Source organism: uncultured Treponema sp. (assembly GCF_945873775.1).
Taxonomy (GTDB): domain Bacteria; phylum Spirochaetota; class Spirochaetia; order Treponematales; family Treponemataceae; genus Treponema_D.
The window spans coordinates 20,055-40,838 of sequence record NZ_CAMCEC010000021.1; the positions used below are offsets into that span (position 1 = coordinate 20,055).

Annotated in this window: 19 protein-coding genes; 14 read left to right on the top strand and 5 right to left on the bottom strand. The window is 39.1% G+C overall.

Features of this window, described 5'->3' with window-relative positions; all coding sequences use genetic code 11:
• Positions 1–3 precede the first annotated feature (3 nt).
• Both Q0N70_RS09790 and putP read right to left on the bottom strand, forming a co-directional pair.
• Positions 4–978, bottom strand: a complete 975-nt coding sequence (locus Q0N70_RS09790; RefSeq protein ID WP_294016239.1) for an ABC transporter substrate-binding protein — start codon at positions 976–978, stop codon at positions 4–6.
• A gap of 212 nt (positions 979–1,190) precedes the next feature.
• The gene (gene putP / locus Q0N70_RS09795; protein WP_294016241.1) at positions 1,191–2,708 is read right to left on the bottom strand and encodes a sodium/proline symporter PutP; all 1,518 of its coding nucleotides are present in this window, start codon (positions 2,706–2,708) and stop codon (positions 1,191–1,193) included.
• 429 nt (positions 2,709–3,137) lie between these two features.
• Here putP and Q0N70_RS09800 point away from each other — a divergent pair, with 429 nt between their 5' ends.
• The 8 genes from Q0N70_RS09800 (at position 3,138) to aspS (ending at position 14,741) form a co-directional block, all read left to right on the top strand.
• The gene (locus tag Q0N70_RS09800) at positions 3,138–4,469 is read left to right on the top strand and encodes an ABC transporter substrate-binding protein (protein ID WP_294016243.1); all 1,332 of its coding nucleotides are present in this window, start codon (positions 3,138–3,140) and stop codon (positions 4,467–4,469) included.
• Positions 4,470–4,609: 140 nt separating this feature from the next.
• Positions 4,610–5,458: a carbohydrate ABC transporter permease gene (locus Q0N70_RS09805; protein ID WP_294016245.1), complete on the top strand. Its 849-nt coding sequence runs from the start codon at positions 4,610–4,612 to the stop codon at positions 5,456–5,458.
• Positions 5,455–6,300: a carbohydrate ABC transporter permease gene (locus Q0N70_RS09810; protein WP_294016247.1), complete on the top strand. Its 846-nt coding sequence runs from the start codon at positions 5,455–5,457 to the stop codon at positions 6,298–6,300. Before Q0N70_RS09805 ends, Q0N70_RS09810 begins: the two co-directional genes overlap by 4 nt.
• Before the next feature lie 93 nt (positions 6,301–6,393).
• Positions 6,394–7,431 carry a LacI family DNA-binding transcriptional regulator gene (locus Q0N70_RS09815; RefSeq protein ID WP_294016249.1) on the top strand — a complete coding sequence of 346 codons (1,038 nt, stop codon included), beginning with the start codon at positions 6,394–6,396 and terminating at the stop codon, positions 7,429–7,431.
• A 23-nt stretch (positions 7,432–7,454) separates the two neighbouring features.
• A complete protein-coding gene (malQ, locus tag Q0N70_RS09820; RefSeq protein WP_294016251.1) occupies positions 7,455–8,939 on the top strand; it encodes a 4-alpha-glucanotransferase in 1,485 nt (494 codons plus the stop codon).
• 297 nt (positions 8,940–9,236) lie between these two features.
• Complete coding sequence (locus Q0N70_RS09825) at positions 9,237–11,396, top strand: glycoside hydrolase family 9 protein (protein WP_294016253.1); 2,160 nt, start codon at positions 9,237–9,239, stop codon at positions 11,394–11,396.
• Positions 11,397–11,456: 60 nt separating this feature from the next.
• On the top strand, positions 11,457–12,782 hold the full coding sequence (locus Q0N70_RS09830; RefSeq protein ID WP_294016255.1) for an HD-GYP domain-containing protein: 1,326 nt from the start codon (positions 11,457–11,459) through the stop codon (positions 12,780–12,782).
• A 126-nt stretch (positions 12,783–12,908) separates the two neighbouring features.
• Positions 12,909–14,741, top strand: a complete 1,833-nt coding sequence (gene aspS / locus Q0N70_RS09835) for an aspartate--tRNA ligase (RefSeq protein WP_294016257.1) — start codon at positions 12,909–12,911, stop codon at positions 14,739–14,741.
• 16 nt (positions 14,742–14,757) lie between these two features.
• Here aspS and Q0N70_RS09840 read toward each other — a convergent pair whose 3' ends face one another.
• A complete protein-coding gene (locus Q0N70_RS09840) occupies positions 14,758–15,225 on the bottom strand; it encodes a hypothetical protein (RefSeq protein ID WP_294016260.1) in 468 nt (155 codons plus the stop codon).
• Complete coding sequence (locus Q0N70_RS09845) at positions 15,218–15,493, bottom strand: nucleotidyltransferase family protein (RefSeq protein WP_294016262.1); 276 nt, start codon at positions 15,491–15,493, stop codon at positions 15,218–15,220. Before Q0N70_RS09845 ends, Q0N70_RS09840 begins: the two co-directional genes overlap by 8 nt.
• A gap of 194 nt (positions 15,494–15,687) precedes the next feature.
• Between Q0N70_RS09845 and Q0N70_RS09850 the strand changes: the two genes are divergently transcribed.
• Genes Q0N70_RS09850 through Q0N70_RS09870 form a run of 5 tightly spaced genes read left to right on the top strand, consistent with a single transcriptional unit; the run spans position 15,688 to position 19,832 of the window.
• Positions 15,688–16,323, top strand: coding sequence for a sulfite exporter TauE/SafE family protein (locus Q0N70_RS09850; protein ID WP_294016264.1), 636 nt, complete (start codon positions 15,688–15,690; stop codon positions 16,321–16,323).
• Between the two features lie 20 nt (positions 16,324–16,343).
• Complete coding sequence (locus Q0N70_RS09855) at positions 16,344–17,507, top strand: 4Fe-4S binding protein (RefSeq protein WP_294016266.1); 1,164 nt, start codon at positions 16,344–16,346, stop codon at positions 17,505–17,507.
• Between the two features lie 25 nt (positions 17,508–17,532).
• Entirely contained in the window at positions 17,533–18,945 is a 1,413-nt protein-coding gene (locus Q0N70_RS09860) for a glucodextranase DOMON-like domain-containing protein (RefSeq protein ID WP_294016268.1), read from the top strand.
• Positions 18,946–18,955: 10 nt separating this feature from the next.
• Positions 18,956–19,393, top strand: coding sequence for a LytTR family DNA-binding domain-containing protein (locus Q0N70_RS09865; RefSeq protein ID WP_294016270.1), 438 nt, complete (start codon positions 18,956–18,958; stop codon positions 19,391–19,393).
• A gap of 13 nt (positions 19,394–19,406) precedes the next feature.
• A complete protein-coding gene (locus tag Q0N70_RS09870) occupies positions 19,407–19,832 on the top strand; it encodes a DUF3021 family protein (protein ID WP_294016272.1) in 426 nt (141 codons plus the stop codon).
• A 16-nt stretch (positions 19,833–19,848) separates the two neighbouring features.
• Here the strand turns inward: Q0N70_RS09870 and Q0N70_RS09875 are convergent, their stop codons facing one another.
• On the bottom strand, positions 19,849–20,184 hold the full coding sequence (locus Q0N70_RS09875; protein ID WP_294016274.1) for a helix-turn-helix transcriptional regulator: 336 nt from the start codon (positions 20,182–20,184) through the stop codon (positions 19,849–19,851).
• A 150-nt stretch (positions 20,185–20,334) separates the two neighbouring features.
• On the opposite strand from Q0N70_RS09875, the gene Q0N70_RS09880 reads away from it, so the two are divergent.
• Complete coding sequence (locus tag Q0N70_RS09880) at positions 20,335–20,757, top strand: hypothetical protein (RefSeq protein WP_294016276.1); 423 nt, start codon at positions 20,335–20,337, stop codon at positions 20,755–20,757.
• Positions 20,758–20,784: the final 27 nt, after the last annotated feature.

Sequence of the window (20,784 nt, forward strand, 5' to 3'; positions counted from 1 at the left end):
GCTTTATTTTTCTGAAAGTTTTCTGTTTTGATATATGAAGTTTGCTGAATCAATATATTTTTTGTCTATTGAAATTCCGCAGTTTTTCGCTGAATCCAAATCAATCAGAAAATCTGAATCTGAAGGATCTGTCATAAATTTTACAGGAAGGCTTGCAGGCTTTGCCCCGTTAAGAATTTTTACAACCATTTCTCCTGTTGCGCGGCCTGCTTTGTAATAATTGAATCCGCTTGCCATAAAAATTCCGCCTTCTTTTGCCGCTGTAACGTCTCCCGAAAAAATCGGCTTTTTTGCTTTTCCAAAAACATTCACGAGGCTTGCAATTGCGCTGAAAACCGTGTTGTCCGTGGAAAGATAAATTCCATCCACTCTGTTTACAATTGCTTCTGCGGCTTGCTTTACTTCATCGGATTTTGTGATACTTTGAGTTACAAGTTTTATTCCTGCTTCTTTGCATCCTTTTTCTACGAGTGAAAGTGCGCTTGCTGAATTGTCTTCGTTGCTTGTGTAAATATATCCGAGAGTTTTTATTCCGGCGACTTCCTTAAAAAGCTTTATGTGCTGTTCTGTCGGAATCGCATCGCTCATTCCTGTTACATTGCGCTGTCCGTGCTCTACTGTTGAAACAAGCCCGGCTCCAACAGGATCTGTAACTGTTCCAAAGACAACTGGAGTATTTTTTATTGATGTGGCAAGCGCGACTGCTACTGGAGTTGCTATTCCAACTGCGACATTTACTTTTTCCGCTTTAAACTGATTTGCAATTTGTGCTGCTGTTCCAACATCTCCATTTGCATTTTGCAAGTCGTAATCCGCATCAATTCCAGCGTCCTTTATTGCGTCAACTACGCCGCGCTCAATGTCGTCCAATGCAACGTGCTGAACAATTTTTGCAATTCCTATTTTAACTTTTTTTGCTGGCTTGGCATAAACTGAAAATGCAGAAAAAAGAGCTGCGATAAAAATAAGTTTCTTCATATTTTTTCTCCTAATATAAGAATGAATTTTGCTTTTGTAAAATTTTCAATGCTTATATGTTACTGTTAAAAGAAACATTTGTAAAGAGTTTTTTGCAAAAAAAAACTGTCCATTAAAGATAAAACTTTGCTGGACAGCTTCTATTAAGATTGCCCGGTCATGCCGGACAATGACATAAAACTTTAAGCCTGATAATGACAATAAGTCATAATTTATTTTTTACTTAATGATTTGTACTTGTCGAATTCTGCAAGCATTTCGGCATCTTTGTTTTTGTCAAAAAGACTTACAACTACAGAAACCAAAAGACAGATTATAAAGCCAGGAAGAATTTCGTAAATGCTGAAAATTCCGCCGGACATATTATGCCACAGAACAACAGTGATTCCGCCTGCAATAAGTCCTGCAATTGCGCCTTTGTTTGTCATTCCGCGCCAGAACAACGCAAGCAGAACGAGCGGTCCGAATGTTGCGCCGAATCCAGCCCAGGCATAGCTTACAAGTCCGAATATTGAGCTTTCAGGATTTAACGAGAGGAAAAATGCAACTGCCGCAATTGCAAAAACCGTTATGCGTCCTACATTTAAAACTGATTTTTCATCCGCATCTTTTTTTACAATTCCCTTGAAGAAATCCCGGCTTACTGCGCTTGCTGCTGAAAGAAGCTGGCTGTCTGCCGTGCTCATTGATGCCGCAAGAATCGCGCAAAGGAAAATTCCCGCTATAAATGCCGGATACATTTTAAGCATTGTTTCGCTGAAAACTGTTTCGGCTGCTGCTCCAGAAAGAAGCTTTGGCAGAAGATATGCGGTTCCGAGTGTTCCGATTAAAAAAGTTCCGATGTACGAAATAACCATCCAGACTGTTCCGATTCTGCGTGCTTTAGTAAGCTCCTCTTCTGAGCGGATTCCCATAAAGCGCACAATGATGTGAGGCATTCCAAAATATCCAAGTCCCCAGGCAAGAGCTGAAACAATTGAGCTTGCGCTGTAGTTTTTGTTTGCCGTGAATTTTGCAAGCATTTCCGCGCCGAATTCTCCATTCATGGCTTTTTCGCTGAATTCCGCTGCCTTTGCAAACGCTTCCGCAGGTCCGCCGAGCGCAAAAATTGCAACCAAAGAAGAAACGACAAACGCCACAAAAATCAAAAGTCCCTGAATAAAATCTGTTGTGCAGACCGCAAAATATCCGCCCATAATTGTATATGAAAGAATAACAACAAGTCCGATTACAAGTCCTGCATGGTAAGGAAGATTGAATACAGAATTGAAAAGCTTGGCGCAGGCTACAAATCCCGAAGCTGTATAAATAGTAAAGAAAAGAACTATGAAAATAACGGAAATAAGTGAAAGAAGATGAGTCTTGTCTTTAAAGCGGTTTGTAAAAAATTCTGGAATTGTTATGGAATCTCCAAATGCTATTGTGCAGCGGCGAAGCGGTTTTGCAACAAAAAGCCAGTTCAAGTAAGTTCCTGCAATAAGTCCAATCGCTGTCCAGAAAGTTTCCTTGATTCCTCCAAGATAGCAAAGTCCAGGAAGTCCCATCAAAAGCCACGCTGAAGAGTCAGAAGCTTCCGCGCTTAATGCTGTAACCCAAGGTCCGAGTTTTCTTCCGCCTAGAAAAAAATCAGAAGAATTGTTGTTTTTCTTTGCATTCCTAAGTCCGATGTAAACCATAAAGCCAAGGTACAATGCAAAGGCTATGATTTTTGCAATCATTTGTGATGTCATAAGTGCTCCAATGTTAAATATATGCAATTTTAGTGCATAAATATGATGTTTTCAACAGGAAGATTTGCCGGAGTTGCCACGGTTTTATGCTGAAATATTGTTAAAAACGACTTCTTAACTGTCATTCCCGTGCTTGACACGGGAATCTTTTACATTATATTAGATTATCCGGTCGAGCTGGATAATGACGTTAAATTATAAAACTTGATATTTGGGCTAATTTGTTTGTTGAAAAATGCGACAAATTCTAAGAACGTTTCCACAAAAATATAATGAAATCTTCTAAAAAATAAAACAAAATTCATTCAAATAAAACTTTTGAAAAAAAAATTGACAATATTTTTATAATGTGTATACTGAAACTATGGAAACGTTTCCACGTTCCATGCTATGTATTTTATTGTTTTGGATTTTTTTTTAGGAGGAAAAATGAAAAAATTTGTTAAAGTTGCAGCTGCCGTTGCTATGGCGGCATCTTCTGCTTTTATGCTTGCTTCATGCGGCGGAAAAAAACAGCTCACAGTTCGCTATTTGAACTTCAAGCCGGAAGTTGCAGGTGTTTATCAGGAACTTGCAGATGAGTATGAGAAAGAAACTGGCGTAAAAGTTGTTGTTGAAACAGCGGCAAACAATTCCTATGAACAGACTCTTATGTCAAAAATGTCAACAAAAGAAGCTCCAACTCTTTTCCAGATTAACGGACCACGCGGATATGCAAACTGGAAATCATATTGCGCAGATCTTTCAAACACAGAAATCTACAAGCATCTTTCTGACAAGTCTTTGGCTGTAACTTCTGGAAAAGGAGTTTACGGTGTTCCTTATGTTGTAGAAGGCTACGGAATCATTTACAACAAGGCTCTCACAGACAAATATTTTGCTCTTTCAAACAAGGCAGTTCCATATTCAAGCATGGAAGAAGTAAACAACTTTGCAAAGCTCAAGGCTGTTGCTGATGATATGCAGAAGAACGCAAAAGTTCTTGGAATCGATGGTGTTTTCGCTTCTACATCATTGAAAGCCGGCGAAGACTGGAGATGGCAGACTCACCTTGCAAACCTTCCAGTTTACTATGAATTCAAGAACAACAAAATTGACCTTGCTTCTGACGCAACAAAGAAAATCAAGTTCCAGTACGGAAAAGAATTCCAGAACATTCTTGACCTTTATTTGAACGATTCAACTGTTGACCGCAAGGCTGTTGGAACAAAAACAGTTACAGATTCTATGTCTGAATTTGCTCTTGAAAAATGTGTAATGGTTCAGAACGGAAACTGGGCTTGGGGACAGGTTGCTGGTGTTTCGGGAAACAAAGTTCTTCCAGAAAATGTAAAATATCTTCCAATCTACACAGGAGTTGAAGGCGAAGAATCACAGGGCTTGTGCATTGGAACAGAAAACTTCTATTGTATCAACGCAAAAGCTTCAGCAGAAGAGCAGAAAGCTACAGCAGACTTCGTATACTGGCTCTATTCAAGCGACTTTGGAAAGAACTATGTAACAAACAAGCTTGGATTCATTGCTCCGTTTGACACATTCTCTGACAGCGAACGTCCAACAGATCCTCTTGCAGTTGAAATCAGCAACTGGATGAGCAAGCCTGGAATTACTTCTGTTGCATGGAACTTCACATTGTTCCCTTCACAGACATTCAAAGACAACTTCGGAGCTTCTTTGCTTAGATATGCACAGGGTTCAAAGAGCTGGGACGATGTTGCAGCTGATGTTGTTTCTACATGGGAAAAAGAATCTAATATGTAGAATTTTCGCGGAGTCTGAAAAAGATTCCGCGTGTCTTTCACAGTCCTTCATTAGTTAAAAATATATCTGTTCCTGCGGTGGGGCTTATCATGCAATTGGTTTTGCCGCAGGAATGCCTTTCAATTCTTCAGAGGTGAAAAATGAAAAAACCATTGGCGGGGTATTTCCCTATATTTCTTTTGCCTACTTTGCTGGCATTTGCAATGTTTTTCGTGATTCCTTTTTTAATGGGAATCGGACTTTCTTTCACGGACTTTCCTACTGTTACAGATGCTACTTGGGTTGGCTTTGCGAACTATATCAAGGCTTTTACCGCGGACAATGAATTTATTCACGCTCTGGGTTTTACTTCATTATTCACTGTTGTTTCAATTGTAACTGTAAATGTTTTTGCATTCAGCCTTGCGGTTCTTCTTACAAGGGAACTTAAAGGAGTTTCGATTTTCCGCTCGATTTTCTTTATGCCGAACTTAATTGGCGGAATCGTTTTGGGATATATTTGGAATCTTCTTATAAACGGCGTTCTTTCGCACTTTGGAATGGACATAACTTTTAAGACGCAGTTTGGTTTTTGGGGACTTGTAATCCTTACAAACTGGCAGCTCATCGGATATATGATGGTAATTTACATTGCCGGACTTCAGAATATTCCGAATGATCTGATTGAGGCGGCTCAGATTGACGGAGCTTCTTCAATGACTGTCCTTTTCAAGATAAAAATTCCAATGGTAATGCCTTCAATTACAATTTGTACTTTCCTTACGCTTACAAACACATTCAAGATGTTTGACCAGAACTTGGCATTGACAGCCGGCGCTCCAGAAAAAACAACTGAGATGCTTGCTTTGAACATATATAACGCTTTCTACGGACGCAATATGCACTGGCACGGAGTTGGACAGGCTAAGGCTGTTGTTTTCTTCATTATAGTTGCGGCTATTGCATTTATTCAGCTTAAGCTTACAAACCAGAAGGAGGTTGAACAATGACACTTTCAAAGCAGAAGACCTGCAGCAACACAATAGCTTTTGTTTTTCTTTGCTTGCTTTCGGCTATATTTTTAATTCCGATTTTGCTTGTTTTGCTCAATTCCTTTAAGTCTCGCCTTTATATTTCAAGTTCGCCGTTTGCAATGCCGAACTCAGAGACTTTCGTTGGTTTTGAAAATTACCTGAACGGACTTTCGTCTTCGGGATTCTTTATTTCGTTTATCCGCTCTGTGTGGGTTTCAATTGCTTCGGTTCTTGTGATTATTGTCTGCACATCAATGGCTTCCTGGTTCATTGTCCGTGTAAAAAACAAATTTACAAAGGCAATTTATTTCCTGTTTGCATTCAGCATGATTGTTCCGTTCCAGATGGTTATGTACACAATGACTTTCATTGTAAACAGAATCAGCTTTGACAATGTTTTTGGAATTGTCTTTGTTTACCTTGGATTCGGAGCCGGACTTTCTGTGTTTATGTTTACGGGATTTGTAAAGGCTGTTCCGCTTGAAATTGAAGAAGCTGCTGAAATTGACGGCTGCAATCCGCTTCAGACTTTCTTCCTTGTTGTTTTCCCGATTCTAAAGCCTACTATTATTACGGTTTCAATCTTGAATTCGATGTGGGTTTGGAACGACTATTTGCTTCCTTATCTTATTTTGGGAACTGACCACAAAACTGTTCCTGTTGCAATTCAGATTGCAATGCAGGGAGCTTACGGCGCAACTGATTACGGCGGATTCATGGCGATGCTTGTTCTTGCGATTATTCCGATTGTAATTTTCTACATTGCTTCGCAGAAATACATTATAAAAGGCGTAATTTCCGGGGCGGTAAAAGGCTAAGGACACATTCAGGCTTGAGGGCGGATTTCCGCTCTTTTGCCGTATTGCTTTTAAGGTAAAAACAGCTTATTTAAAAATGCAGGAAGGTTTTATATGACAATCAAGGATATTGCTAGAGAGTGTGGCTGCGCCGTTGGAACTGTTTCGCGTGTTTTAAATAATCAGGCTTACGTAAGCGATGAAATGCGCAAGAAAGTTCTGGAAGTTGTAGCCAAGCATGACTTTGTTCTTAATAAAAACGCAAAGGAACTTAAATCCCGCGGAAGCAAGACAATTGTGATTATTGTAAAAGGAACAAACAATATGCTTTTTTACAATATTCTTGAGCTTATGCAAAAGCGGATTGAAAAACTTCCATACAATGCAAGCGTTGTTATTCTTGATGAATATGACAACGAGATTGTCGGTGAATACAGCAATGAAGCCCAGTGCGCCTTGAATATCTACTACGAAAAAAAACCGCTCGGCTTTGTCTTTTTGGGCGGAAATCCAGAACGATTCAGCGAGGACTTTAAAAAAATAAAAGTGCCTTGCATTCTTATTACTACCAAGCCAAAAAAAGAAGGCTTTGAAAATCTTTCAAGTGTAAGCACTGATGAATTTCAGGCTTCGCTTTATGTTGCCCGCTATTTTGTAAAGCACGGACACACAAAAATCGGGGTGATTGGCGGCGACTTTGAAAGTTCTGAAACTTCTAAAAACCGCTACGACGGATTTATTGAAGGCCTTGAGCTTGCAGGACTTGATTTTGATTTTGAAAAATCTTACGTTACAACCCGCTACAGTTTTGAAGGCGGAGCTTCCGCGGCGGAAGAGCTTATAAAAAAATTTCCTGACTTGACTGCAATTTTCTGTATGTCTGATGTTATGGCGATTGGAGCGTGCCGTAAACTTAAGCAGATGGGCTATTCAATTCCAGAAGATATTTCTATAATCGGATTCGACGGACTTTCCATTGCGGATTTTTATTGTCCTAGAATTACAACTGTAAAGCAGTCAAATGAGGATCTGGCTATACAAGGACTTAAAACTTTTATAGACTGCGTTGAAAAAAAAGCTCCGGCAGTTCATAAGATTATTCCGTTTGAATTTGTCGAAGGCGAAACTGTGAAATCAATTGTAAATAAATAAATTTAATATTTACGAGGAAATATATGTTGAACAAACGTGCTTGCGGTGTGCTGATGCACATTTCATCTTTACCTGGAAAAACAGGAATTGGAACAATGGGCAAAAACGCCTATGAGTTTGTTGATTATCTGAAAAGCGCAGACCAAAAGTACTGGCAGATTCTTCCGGTTTGCCCTACAAGCTATGGAGATTCGCCTTACCAGAGCTTTTCTACTTTTGCCGGAAATCCTTATTTTATTGATTTTGACTTTTTGGCGGAGCAGGGATTTTTGCAGAAATCCGACTACGAAAATGTAAACTGGGGCGGCAACGAGCGTTATGTGGACTACGGAACACTTTATATTGAACGCCATAAAGTTTTTTCAATAATCCAGAAAAATTTCAACAAAAACATTCCATCTGACTTTGATTCTTTCTGTGCTGAAAATGCGTTTTGGCTTGAAGACTATTCGCTTTTTATGGCGATAAAAGATGCGCACGGTGGAATCGCGTTTGACTTTTGGGAAGAAGACATTCGCTGCAGAAAGCCAGATGCCCTTGATGCTTGGAAAAAGAAATCTGCGGAACGTATGCAGTACTACAAAATGCTTCAGTATTTCTTCTTTAAGCAGTGGTACGCCCTTAAAAAATATGCGAATGAAAAAGGAATTCAAATTATAGGCGATATTCCGATTTATGTTGCGGCAGACAGTTCAGATGTTTGGTCAAATCCAAGCCAGTTTATGCTTGACGAAAATTACAAGCCAATTGAAGTTGCCGGCTGCCCTCCAGATGGTTTTTCTGCGGACGGTCAGCTTTGGGGAAATCCTGTATACAACTGGGAATACATGAAGCAGACTGATTACGCCTGGTGGAAAAAACGCCTTGAAAAAAGCATGGCGATTTACGATGTTATAAGAATTGACCATTTCCGCGGATTTGATTCTTTCTATTGTATTCCTTATGGCTCTACAAATGCGAAAGTTGGCGTTTGGCGTCAGGGACCGGGAATGGATTTGTTCAATTCTCTTAAAAAGCAGTTTGGCGAAATGCCTGTTATTGCGGAAGACCTTGGATTTCTTACAGACAGCGTAAAGCAGCTTTTAAAGGATTCAGGATTCCCTGGAATGAAAGTTCTTCAGTTTGCATTTGATTCACGTGAGACAAGCGACTACATTCCTTACCGCTACACACAGAATTGCGTTGTTTACACAGGAACTCATGACAACGACACAATTCTTGGCTGGACAGAAACTGCCGCGAAAAAAGACGTAGAAAATGCAAAAGAATATCTTCGTGTAAAAGAAAACCGCGATGTTGTAAAAGAAATGATGATTGCCGCAATGTCAAGCGTTGCAAATACTTGCATTCTTACTATGCAGGATTTGATTGGACTTGGCAAAGAAGCCCGCATGAATATTCCGTCAACAGTCGGAAACAACTGGAAATGGCGCGCAACAAAAGAGCAGTTTTCAGAAGATTCCAAGAATTTCCTTGCGCACTTTACGCATCTTTACGGAAGAGCTTAATTTTTAAAGCGCAACTGAATATTCCCCGTGCAGAATTTAAATTTTTGTTTTGCGCGGGGATTTTTTTTGCAAAGTTGAGTTTTACAACAGATTGCCGTGTCAAGCACGGCAATGACAACCTTGTTAACATTGGAATGACAGTTAGGCAGCTATTTAGAAATTTGTTTTAATATCAAGATTTTATCAAGCATTTATATAAATTTTGTTAAATTTATATTTCAGACCTTTCTAATTTGCAAAAAGCGGATTATAATCTATTCCGAGTGTCAAATCAGCTTATATTTCATAGGAGCTTTTATGAAAAAACTGATTTTTTCTCTTTTGGTGGCATCGGCTTTGCTTGTTTCGTTTGCTTTTGGAAAATCCGCAAAAAACGAAGAGCCGGAAGAATCTGAGCCAACTTCAAATCTTATAAAAAACGGAGATTTCAGCAAAGGAAAAAAATTCTGGGATATGTTCCTTTCAAATGGAAGCGCGGATCAGCTTGTAACTGAAAACGGCGAAATGGAAATCCGCATAAAAAATCCCGGACCTTATGAATATGCAATTCAGCCGTATTTTGACGGATTTTCTTTGTACAAGGGCGGCGTTTACAAATATTCTTTTGACGTTCATTCTTCTATAGAAAGAACTTTTGAATGGCGGCTTCAGGTGAACGGAAGAGATTACCACGCTTATGTTGGCGGCTGGGATTCTGTGGGAAAAGAAACCAAGCACATTGAATCTACATTTACAATGCGTGAGCCTACAGATTTTTCTCCGCGGCTTGTTTTGAATGTTGGAATGGGAAAAGGTTGCCCGAAAGACATGAAGGGACATTCAATTTTCTTTGATAACTTTGATCTTGAGCTTGTTGACGCTTCTGGAATTACTGAAATTGTTACTTCAACAACGACTTCAAATGTCAATTTGAACCAGCTGGGGTATTTGCCTTCCGCAAAGAAAACTGCTGTTGTCCGTTCAAAGAAAAGAGCGAAAATTTCTGGAACTTTTGATGTTATAGACACAAAAACTGAAGCTGTTGTTTTTTCCGGTAAGCTGAAAAATGCAAAATTTAATGAAGCTTCTGGCGAGCAGACTGCAATTGCGGATTTTTCAAAACTTTCCGCGGAAGGAACTTACAAAATCAAGGCTGGAAAATACGGCGAGTCATTCGAGTTTAAAATTGCAAACAATATTTACGATGGAATTTTAAAAAGCGCAATAAGATTTTTTTATCTGCAAAGATGCGGAACAAAAGTTCAGGATGCGGATTTTGGTCACCCGGAATGCCACACAACGCGCGCAGTTGTTTACGGCAATGTTGAAACTTCTTACGATGTGAACGGCGGCTGGCACGATGCCGGCGACTACGGACGCTATGTTGTTCCTGCCGCAAAGGCTGCCTGCGACCTGATGCTTGCCTATGAGCACAACAAAAATGCGTTTGCTTCTGAAAATATTCTTGATGAAATAAAATACGAGCTTGACTGGATGCTTAAAATGCAAATTCCAGAAACCGGGGCTGTGTTCCATAAAGTTTCTTGCAGAGAATTTCCTGGAGAAGTTATGCCGCAGGACGAAAAAGACAGACTCGTTTTGTGTCCTGTTTCAACTGCCGCTACTGCTGATTTTGCCGCTGCAATGGCAATGGCTTCAAGAATTTTCAAAGAATATGAGGAAAGCGCAAAATATTCCGATGCCGCAAAAAAGGCATGGGGCTATCTTGAAAAAACTCCTTTTGACGGAAAAGGTTTTACAAATCCGATTTTGTTTACAACCGGAGCTTACAATGATTCGCAGGATGCTGATGAAAGATTTTGGGCGCTTGCAGAGCTTTATAAAACTTTTGGGGACGAAAAATATCTTGAGCTTTTAAAAGTTTATGATCCGTTTGAAATCGGACAGGATCTTGGTTGGCAGCAGGTTGGGCTTTACGGACTTTTTGAATATCTTTCAAGTGATGCTCCAAAAGATTCATTTTATCAAAAAGTACAAAAGGCGTTTCTTTCAAAGACTAATGAAAAACTCAAGAATGTTGCCGCGGATTCTTACGATGTTTCACTTTCAATGTATGAATATGTCTGGGGAAGTAATATGGGAGTCGCAAACAACGGAATGCTTTTCTTGCTGGCGGACAGAATTTCTCCAAACAAAAAATACAAAGAAGCTGCAAAATGCCAGATTGACTATTTGCTTGGAAAAAATACAACTTCGTACTGTTTTGTAACTGGATTTGGAACACTTTCTCCGATTCTTCCGCACCACAGACCTTCGCAAGTTGCCAAAAAGCCTATGCCGGGAATGCTTGTAGGCGGCCCTGACTCAAAGCTTGAAGATCCTTTTGCGCGTGCAAATCTTTCTGACGCTCCTTATGCTGCCTGCTACATAGACAGTGTTCAAAGTTATTCATGCAACGAAGTTACAATTTACTGGAATTCGCCGCTTGTTTATTTGATTTCAGGCTGCATGGAATAAAAGAGCTTAAAAAACTGTCGTGTAAAAAGTACGGCAGTTTATCATGGAAAAGATGCTGCTATGAAAAAGTTCTTAAAGAAAATTTATATAGTTCTTCTCGCAGTTTCGTTTGTGGCTGTAACAGTCGGATTTTTTATATTCGCCACAACAAAGGAATTTATTACCGAAAATGATATTTCTCCAGATGTTCAGTTTTCAATAGGAAAACGTCAGCTAAAAGGCGATGTCTGGACAACTTATGTTCCTTACATTGCTTCTATTCATCCGGGAAAAGGAAATCTTACAGGCAGAATTTACACTGGAGTTGTAAAAAATCTTAACAAGCGCGCAATAAAAGACTGGAGCGTGGAAATAAACATAACGCAGCCTTGCTATCTGAACAATGCCTGGAACGGATTTGTTGAAATTTACAAAAGCCGGGCTGAAAAAAATCCGTCTCAGCCTTTAATAGACTTAAAAAAAGCGAAGGAATCTGACTTTTCAATTAGGACAATAAAAAATCTGAACAACATTCTTATTCCGCTTGATCCTGGAAGCAGAATTGTTTTTTATCCAAGCATAGAAAAATATATTCCGGGCAGAGTGCAGGATGTGAACAGCATTTCCATGGGCTTTGTTTTCTACACAGAAGATACAGACAGCTTAATGAAATTCAAATCTTGGAAAGTAAATTACAAGTTTGAAAATGATTTATTTTACCGTCCGTTTTTCTATGCCTTTTTGCTTTTTTACATAATGTGGCTTTGTCTTGTGATTTCAAGAATCAGGCTTCATTCGATAAGGCTTGCAAAAGAAAGGGAGCGCGAGCACGACAGGCTTACTCTTGAGCAGGTAATAAAAGCGTTTACAAAATTTATCGATGCCAAGGACATTTACACAGGCGGACACTCTGAACGCGTTGCAAAATACTCGTATATGCTTGCAAAGGAAATGGGCAAGTCCAGCGATGAATGTCTTAATGCCTATTATTGCGGACTTTTCCATGACTGCGGAAAAATCGCTATTCCTGACGAAATTATAAGAAAGCCTGAAAAGCTTACTGATGATGAATACAAGCTTATGCAAAGCCACACAACAACAGGCTACAATCTTCTAAAGGAACTTACATTGATTCCAGACGCTTGCCTTGCCGCCCTTTATCACCACGAGCGCATTGATGGCACAGGATACCCTAAAGGCCTTAAAGGAAATGAAATTCCTGAAATTGTGCGCATTATTTCTGTTGCTGATGTTTTTGACTGCATGAGCCAAGACCGCTGCTATATAAAGGCTTTTCCGCTGGAAAAAATTATAGAGGACTTTAAGATGAACAGCGGCAAGCAGTTTGACCCTGATGTTGTAAAAGCGTTCCTGAGCCTTGCAGAAAAAGGCGCGTTCAAGGTTTAAATTTGTCCGGCTTGCTGCTTAAAAAGGTTGTTGTAAAAAAAATTGTGAAACATTAAAATATTTTCTTGTAAATTTTTCGCAAATAAAATCAACGCGGATTCATGCCGCGGCAAAAAGGAATATCTTATGAAAAATTCTAAGAGAACTGTAACTTGCGGCGAGCTTACAAAGGCTGACGTCGGCAAGAAAGTTGTATTGAACGGCTGGGTTAGCCGCACACGCGACTTGGGCGGACTTGTTTTTATCCGCTTGCGCGACCGCTATGGAATCACACAGGTGATGGTCGGCGACAATGCTTCGGACGAAGTTAAGAAAACCGCCGCTTCCTTAAAGTCAGAATATTGTATCGCTGTTGAGGGCGTTGTTGCAGCCCGCGCGGAAAAAGACGTGAACAAGGAAATGGCGACTGGCGAAATCGAAGTTGAAGCAATCGACATCGAGATTTTCACAACTTCGCAGGAGCTTCCATTTTCTATTGAGGAAGTTCGCCAGAAAGACGGAACAGTTGTTCTTCCAAACGAGGATTTGCGTCTAAAATACCGCTATCTTGATTTGCGCCGCGAGCCTATGCAGCACAACATCATCTTGCGTTCGGCGGTAACTTTTGCAACACGCGAATTTTTGACTTCAAAAGGATTTTTGGAAATTGAAACTCCTACATTCATAAAGTCCACTCCGGAAGGCGCGCGCGACTATTTGGTTCCGAGCCGTGTTCACCCGGGAAAATTCTATTCTTTACCGCAGTCGCCTCAGCTTTACAAGCAGCTTCTTATGGTCTCTGGATTCGACAAGTATTTCCAGATTGCACGCTGCTACCGCGATGAGGATGCTCGTGGAGACCGCCAGCCGGAATTCACCCAGATTGATATGGAAATGAGCTTTACAAACCGTGAGGAAGTTCTTGATACAACAGAAGAGCTTATGCGCCACATCTTCAAAAAGACGCTGAACTACGAGCTTCCGGTTCATTTTGACAGAATCAGCTGGGACGACGCATTTGACCTTTACGGAAGCGACAAGCCGGATCTGCGTTTTGACATGAAGATGCAGGACGCGGCGTTTATGGCGGATTTGAGCGACTTTAACGCATTCAAGGCTGGAGCCGCAAACGCAGACAAGAACATTGAGCGACACAAGAGAAGCGGACTTAAAGCCCTTGTTGTGAAGAACGCTGCGGACAAATATTCAAGAAAGCACATCGAAGCTCTTGAAGCAGTCGCAAAAATCAACCACGCGAAAGGCCTTGCATGGTTGAAAATTGACGCGGAAGGAAAATTTGAAGGCGGAATCTCAAAGTTCTTTGCCGGAAAAGAAGCTGAAATTTGCTCAAAGCTCGGTGCAGAAAAGAACGACCTTCTTCTGTTCGTAAGCGATGAAAAATGGCAGACAGCGTGCGTTGCGCTCGGTGCTGTCCGAAAGCAGCTCGGAAAAGACTTGAATCTTTATAATCCGAAAGATGAATTCCACTTCGCATGGATTATCGACTTCCCATACTTTGCATGGAACGAGGAAGAAAACAAGTGGGAAACAGAACACCACATGTTCACTCTTCCGCAGAAAAAATACTGGGATACTTTGGAAAGCGACCCGGGAGCAGTAAAAGGCGACCTTTACGACCTTGTCTTGAACGGATACGAGCTTGCTTCTGGCTCAATGCGTATCAACGACCCGGCTCTGCAGGAGCGCATTTTTGAAATCGTGGGCTACAGCCGCGAGCGCGCAGAAAAAGCATTCGGCTTTTTGGTACAGGCATTCAAGTTCGGCGCGCCGCCGCACGGAGGAATCGCTCCGGGACTCGACCGCCTTATCATGCTGATGTGCCATGAGGAAAGCATACACGAAGTAATCGCTTTCCCGAAGAACAACTTGGCAGCCAGCCCTATGGACGAATGTCCGAGCGCGGTTGACGAGCAGCAGCTGAAAGACTTGCATATCAACTGTTACGATGTCGAAAAATAAAAAAATTAACTAAAAACTACAAGGCGGCTTTCGGGTCGCCTGTTTTATTTGATTCTAAATAATCATTGAAAGCTTTTTTTATAATGTTCCAAAAATCTTTCATTTCTAAAAATAAATGCGAGCATTTTTCCCATTTTACTGTATAACCATAAGTATGACGATAAAAATGACGGAATCCCATATATTCTGTAAGTCGTAACCTTAGTTTTTGCTGTAGAAAATTAGGTTGGGCAAACATAAAATCAATTAATGCTCTATGCCATTGCGGAGATGTTTTGAAATCAAAATTCAATGATTTTGCAATAAGAACAAAAATATTTTCGATTCCATTATAAAAAGATTGAAGAATGCCGCCGATTGCAGTTATTTCAATAAAATCAGGTTCTTTATTTTTGCATAACGAAATTAGCACATCTGATTTATCTACAAGAATATCAATTTCTGAAATTTCGTAATTTATTTTAAGTATTACAGATTTATCCAATTCTTTTTAATTCTCCTAGATTTTGAAGAAGTGCAAAAAATTGCGGCTTTTCATCAAAGTCAATTAAATCAACATTTTTTCCAGTAGCATCTTCAAGTTTTGAATGGAGTGCAAAAAATTTATGTGGAGGCAAACCTTTTATTCCAATATCTATGTCAGAATTTTCATTTGCTTCACCTGTAATATGAGAGCCAAAAAGATAGCTTTCGCTGCAACCTTCATTAATAAGTAAAGTTGATATTTCGGATGTCATTTTTTCTGAAAGCAAAACAAGCCTCCTGCAATTAAAAATATAAGTGAGTTTATGTAAAAAAGCAATGATTTTAAGAAGAGTTTTTCATTCCTTCTAATTTTTACCTTTCAAATTTTGCATTTTACGTTCATGTTTTTGCAAGTTGCTTAAAATCATCTTTTCTATTTTTTTGCTAGCCTGTAAAGTTTTGCTTAAAAGTGGAGGCAATAATGATTTTAGAAGCTGTGCTTTTGGGGCTTTCAACAGGAACTTACTGCGCAATGTACTGCGGTCCTGTGCTGATTCCTTTTTTATGCGGAACAGAAAGAATTTCTTGTAGGCGGAATGCTGGATTGCTTTGGCTATTTTTGGCTTCAAGGCTTGCAATGTATTTTTTCCTTGGATTTATTTTTAGCATGATGGGAATTCTTGCAAGTGAATTTTTTGATCCGTATTTTGCAAGACGGCTTTCTGTGTATGCCTACATTTTCTGTGGAACTGCGCTTCTTTTAAATTCATTTGGCGCAAAGTTTCCGTGGAAAAAAAATGGGTGCAAATGCGTTTCTTTAAAAATAGCCGGCAATGATTTTTTGACTGCGGTTTTTGCGGGGCTTGCAGTGGGACTTCATATTTGCGCTCCTTTGTGGGCTGCCATTGCGAGGTCTGTATTTTTTGCAAACAGGCTGAAGGGAATTTTTTATCTTGTTTTCTTTTACATTGGAACGCTTCCGTTTTTTCTTCCGCTCCTTGGAATTCCGCTTGTTCAAAAAATATTTCCTGTGATGAAAAGAATTTCACGGATTGCGCAGTTTTTAATCGGTTTTTATTTCCTTATTTTTGAAGGCTTAATAAAGCTGTTTTTTTAATTTTTTTAATAGAGGAAAAAATGATTGTTTCAGTTGTTCTTTGTGGCTTGATGTCGATTGTCATTTTATTTTTTGTCGTGGCAAATAACGGATTTTCGGCTGTGTCTATTTTTTATGGTTTGTTCCTTATGTTTATTTACGGCGGAATGACTTTTTCAGAAAACAAAAAGAAAGGAAGCGGAACCATATACCGCAGAATTTTTTTGACAACTTATGCTGTGTTTTTTTGCATTGGATTTATTGCAAATCTTTTTGCAGAAAGGGGAAGCATGGCAATTACCAACGAGGCTCTTGCAACTTGCGAGCTTCCGTTTTGTCATATTGTAATTCCTCAGGGACTTTTGTCTTATCTTGCAACGCAGACTGTAATTTTTCCTGCAAGAGTTTCTGGGCATTTTGCTTCAATTGCAAGTATGCTTGCAATCTGGCTTGTGTTTACTCTTGTTCTTGGCCGCGGCTGGTGTGCCTGGGTTTGTTTTTACGGCGGCTGGGATGAAGGTTTTTCGCACATTGCAAAAAAAAGGCGGCTTAATCTTTTGGCGCATAACAAGGAAATCCGCGACTTTCAGTTTGGATTTTTGTTCTTTTTGGTTCTTGCCTGTTTTGGAACTATGTCGGCTCTTTATTGCGACTGGTTCTGCCCGTATAAAATTGTGACGGAATTTTTTCCTATGACGACAATTCCTGGACTTATTGCGGGAATTATTTTTATAGGGCTTTTCTTGGGGCTTGTGGTTGTGCTTCCGATTTTGACTAAGCGCAGAACACAGTGCAGTATGCTTTGTCCGTTTGGCGCATTTGCTTCTTTGACCGACAAACTAAGTCCGTTCAAAATGCGCATTGACACTGAAAAATGCAAAGGCTGCATGAAATGTGCGCAGGCTTGTCTGTTTGGAGCGATTGATGTTGCAACAATTCAGCAGAAAAAAGGCTCGCCGGAAATTACTTGTGCAAAATGCGGAGAGTGCATTGCGGTTTGTCCTGAAAAGGCGATTTCTTATCAGTTTAGATTTAACAAAGGATGCTGCGCACCTGAACCAAAATCCAGACTTGCAAAAGGAATTCAAAAATTCTTTGCGCCAGAAAATTTGTTCAGGTTTGCAGCTTTTACATTCGGAGCAATTATGTCTTCGGCTTTTGCAATTGATTCAATCAAAGTGATTTTGAATTTCTTTGTGCATTAAACATCAACTTATTAAGGAGATTTAAATGAAAAAAATTATTTATTACTTTATGGTTTTTCTGTGCGGCTTTACTTGTCTTGCCGGTGTTTCGCTGTTTTTTATAAATGAAGATTCTGTGCAAAATTTTATGGTGAAATCGCTGAAGCTAAAAAATTCTCCTTGGCTTAACGGCGGAAAAATTGCTTCGGATTTCTTTGACGAATCTTGTGATGACAACGGAAGCGGAAAATTAAATTATCCAGATTATGAGCAGTTTGAAAAAGGTTCTCTGGACTTGATTCGCTACACCGTGCATAAACCTGTTTACGAAGCAGTCTGGCAGCAGAACCCGGAATACTGGCAGCTTGACCTTGAGTTTAAATGCGGAATTCCTGATGTGCGAAACATTATGGTTTACATTGGCGCGGAAAATATAAACGGCGGTTCAACAGAGCCTTTGTTTGCGGATTCGGAAAATGTAAAGTTTGATATTTTTCATCCGTGGAATTTTGCAGTTTGGGTAAACAAGAAAAATGGAACTGTTTATAATTCAAGCCGGACTTTAATTTGCGAAACCGAAAATTATTTTAAAAATAACGGAAAAGAAATTTTTGTGAGAATTCCGCTTGCAAAAAAAGAACTTCAGAAATTCTACACTTCAAAAGTTACGTGGCACTATGTTGTTGCTGGAGGATTTTCTGAATGGGACAAAGGTGGATTTTTGCCTTCAGATTCAGATGAAAAAATTTACGATTTGCTCGACGGATATTCTGCGCAAGTTTCTCAGAGCCAGCAGCTTTCTTCGCGCACTCTTTTTCCAGTTGAAGTAAAAATGAAAAATGAATCTTCGTTGCAGAATTCAGATTTTGAAAATGCAGTCAAAGAACGTTACAATGAATTTCAAAAGCAAAAAATAATTCCGCTTGATGAAACAAAAGATACGCCTGTTTTATTTTCAGAAAAACTTGAATATGCAGTTTGCGTTTTTGAGCAGGGAGAATATAAAAAGGCCGAAAAACTTTTTTCAGAGCTTGTAGCCGAGCAGGAAAATTCTGCGCTTGCAAATGCGTATTATGGTTCGTGCCTTGCAATCCGTGGAGGAAATTCAAATGTGTTTGCGGCAATGAAACTTGTAAAGCAGTCGTTTGTGTATTTGGACAAAGCTGTTTCTCTTTGCGCCGGAACTGCTGATGAAATGGAAGTTCTTTTGAACCGCGCCAATGTTGCTTCTTCAGTTCCAGAAAGCGTGTTTAAAAAATCCGCAGTAGCTGGAGCAGACTTTGAGCGCATTGCAGAGCTTTATAAATCTTGTGCAGAATTTGACGAAGTTTCCGATGAAAAGAAAACAACGCTTGCATATTATTACGTTTGCGCAGCGGAAAATTTCAGGAAAGCAGGACGCGAAACAGATGCCAAGCGAAATGCCTGGTACGCAGAAAAAATTTTTCAAAAGCAGTAGAATATAGAAAATGAAAATTACAATTTTAGACAAGGATTCAGGAAGCGAAGACGAAATAATTGTAAAGTGCTCAAACCTTAGTCCCGATATAATCCGGCTTTTGAATTCTTTTAAAAGCGGAAAAGACAAACTTGCGGTTTTTAAAGATTCGCAGATTGTCGTCATTGAGCCAAAGGAAATTTTTTATTTTGAATCCGTGGACAACAATGTTTTTGCATACACAAAAGAAAATGTCTACGAGTCAAAGAGCAAGCTTTATCAGCTGGAGGAAGAGCTTCTTTCCAAGGATTTTATCAGAGTGAACAAAGCTGTGGTTTTGAACATAAATAAAATCGCCAAACTTGTTCCTGCGTTCGGCGGAAGATTTGAAGCTGTCTTAAAAAACGGCTACAAAGTTATAATTTCAAGAATGTATGTTCCATTGCTAAAAGAAAAGCTTGGAATGTAAACGGAGGCTAAAAATGAATTCAGTTGCAAGAATCGTAAGCATGTTTTGTGTTATTTCAACAGGAATTTTTCTCTGTTCTGGAATTTACTGCTATGTTTGCTGGGGCGCGGATATTGAGCTGCATTTGTCCTACATTTTTGGAGTTTTTCTGATTGCTTTTATTTCTTCTATTTTATACATTCCGTTTTTGAAAGAAGATGAATTTTCGAAAGGAAAACTTATTGCTCTGCGGATTTTATATTTTTTGATTATAAATTTTTTAGTTCTGGCTGTCGGCTATAAACTTGATTGGTTCAGATTTGGAAACATTAAAATGCTCGTTGGAATGGAACTGACTTTTATTGTGGTTTTCTTTATTGTGATGCTTGTTGAATACTTAAAAGGTCTGCAGGAAGCAAAAAAAATGAACCTGCAGATTGCAAACCGCCAAAAGGAATAGATGGGGTTTTAATATTTTACTTGCTGCTGTTTAAATTTTTCTTTATGCATTCATGCACGGCAGTTTCAATAGAATCCTTTAGAGATTCTTCAAGATCGTAATAGAAAACTTTTTTATTTATAGCTGAAACAGGCTCTTCTTTTTCTGTTTCAAACAAAGCTGTGTATGGAATCGATAGAGATTTTGCAAGAAGCTCTATTGTTTCCATGCTCGCGCCTCTTTTTCCATGTTCAATGTTTGCTAAAAAGGTCTGAGAAACGTCTATTCTTTCTGCAAGCTCCTCTTGTGTCAGTTTTAAAAGCTTCCTGTATTTCTGCACATTTTTTCCAAACACACTTTTTATTTCCTGCATATAATATCAAAATATTACTCAAAGAAATAATTTGACAGTATCTTTAGGATATAATAAAATATATCTTACAGAAATAATAGAAATTCCCAACTCAGATAAGCAGTGGCTTGTAAAATACAACAGGCATAAAGAAAGAGGGAAAGAAAAGAGATGAAAAATAAAATCAATGTAGAAGAAATGATTATTCAGCAAATTAATCAGAATTTGGAAATTAAAGACCGCATTGAATCTAAGGCTGTTGGATATTTGGCTGTAATTACTTTGATATTAACAATGCTTGGACAATTTATGGAATATATAAAATCAGCACAAATATGCATTTTATTTAAAAATACAAGCATCAGTTTTTGCGCCTTGTTGTTTTTATATGGAACAGGTTTGTTGATTTTTTGTATTAGCATTATTTTTCCTAAACGTGTTTCTTATTTCAATATTGATGAATTGGTAGAATTTCGAAAGAAAAATCCAGATGGAAATGACGATGAACTTATAGAAAATGCAAGACGTTTTACAAATGAAAATAGAGATATTGTTAATAATATTTCAAAAGGCTCTGTCACAACAAATGGTTGATTTTTGACGAGAAATAGCGTATAATAA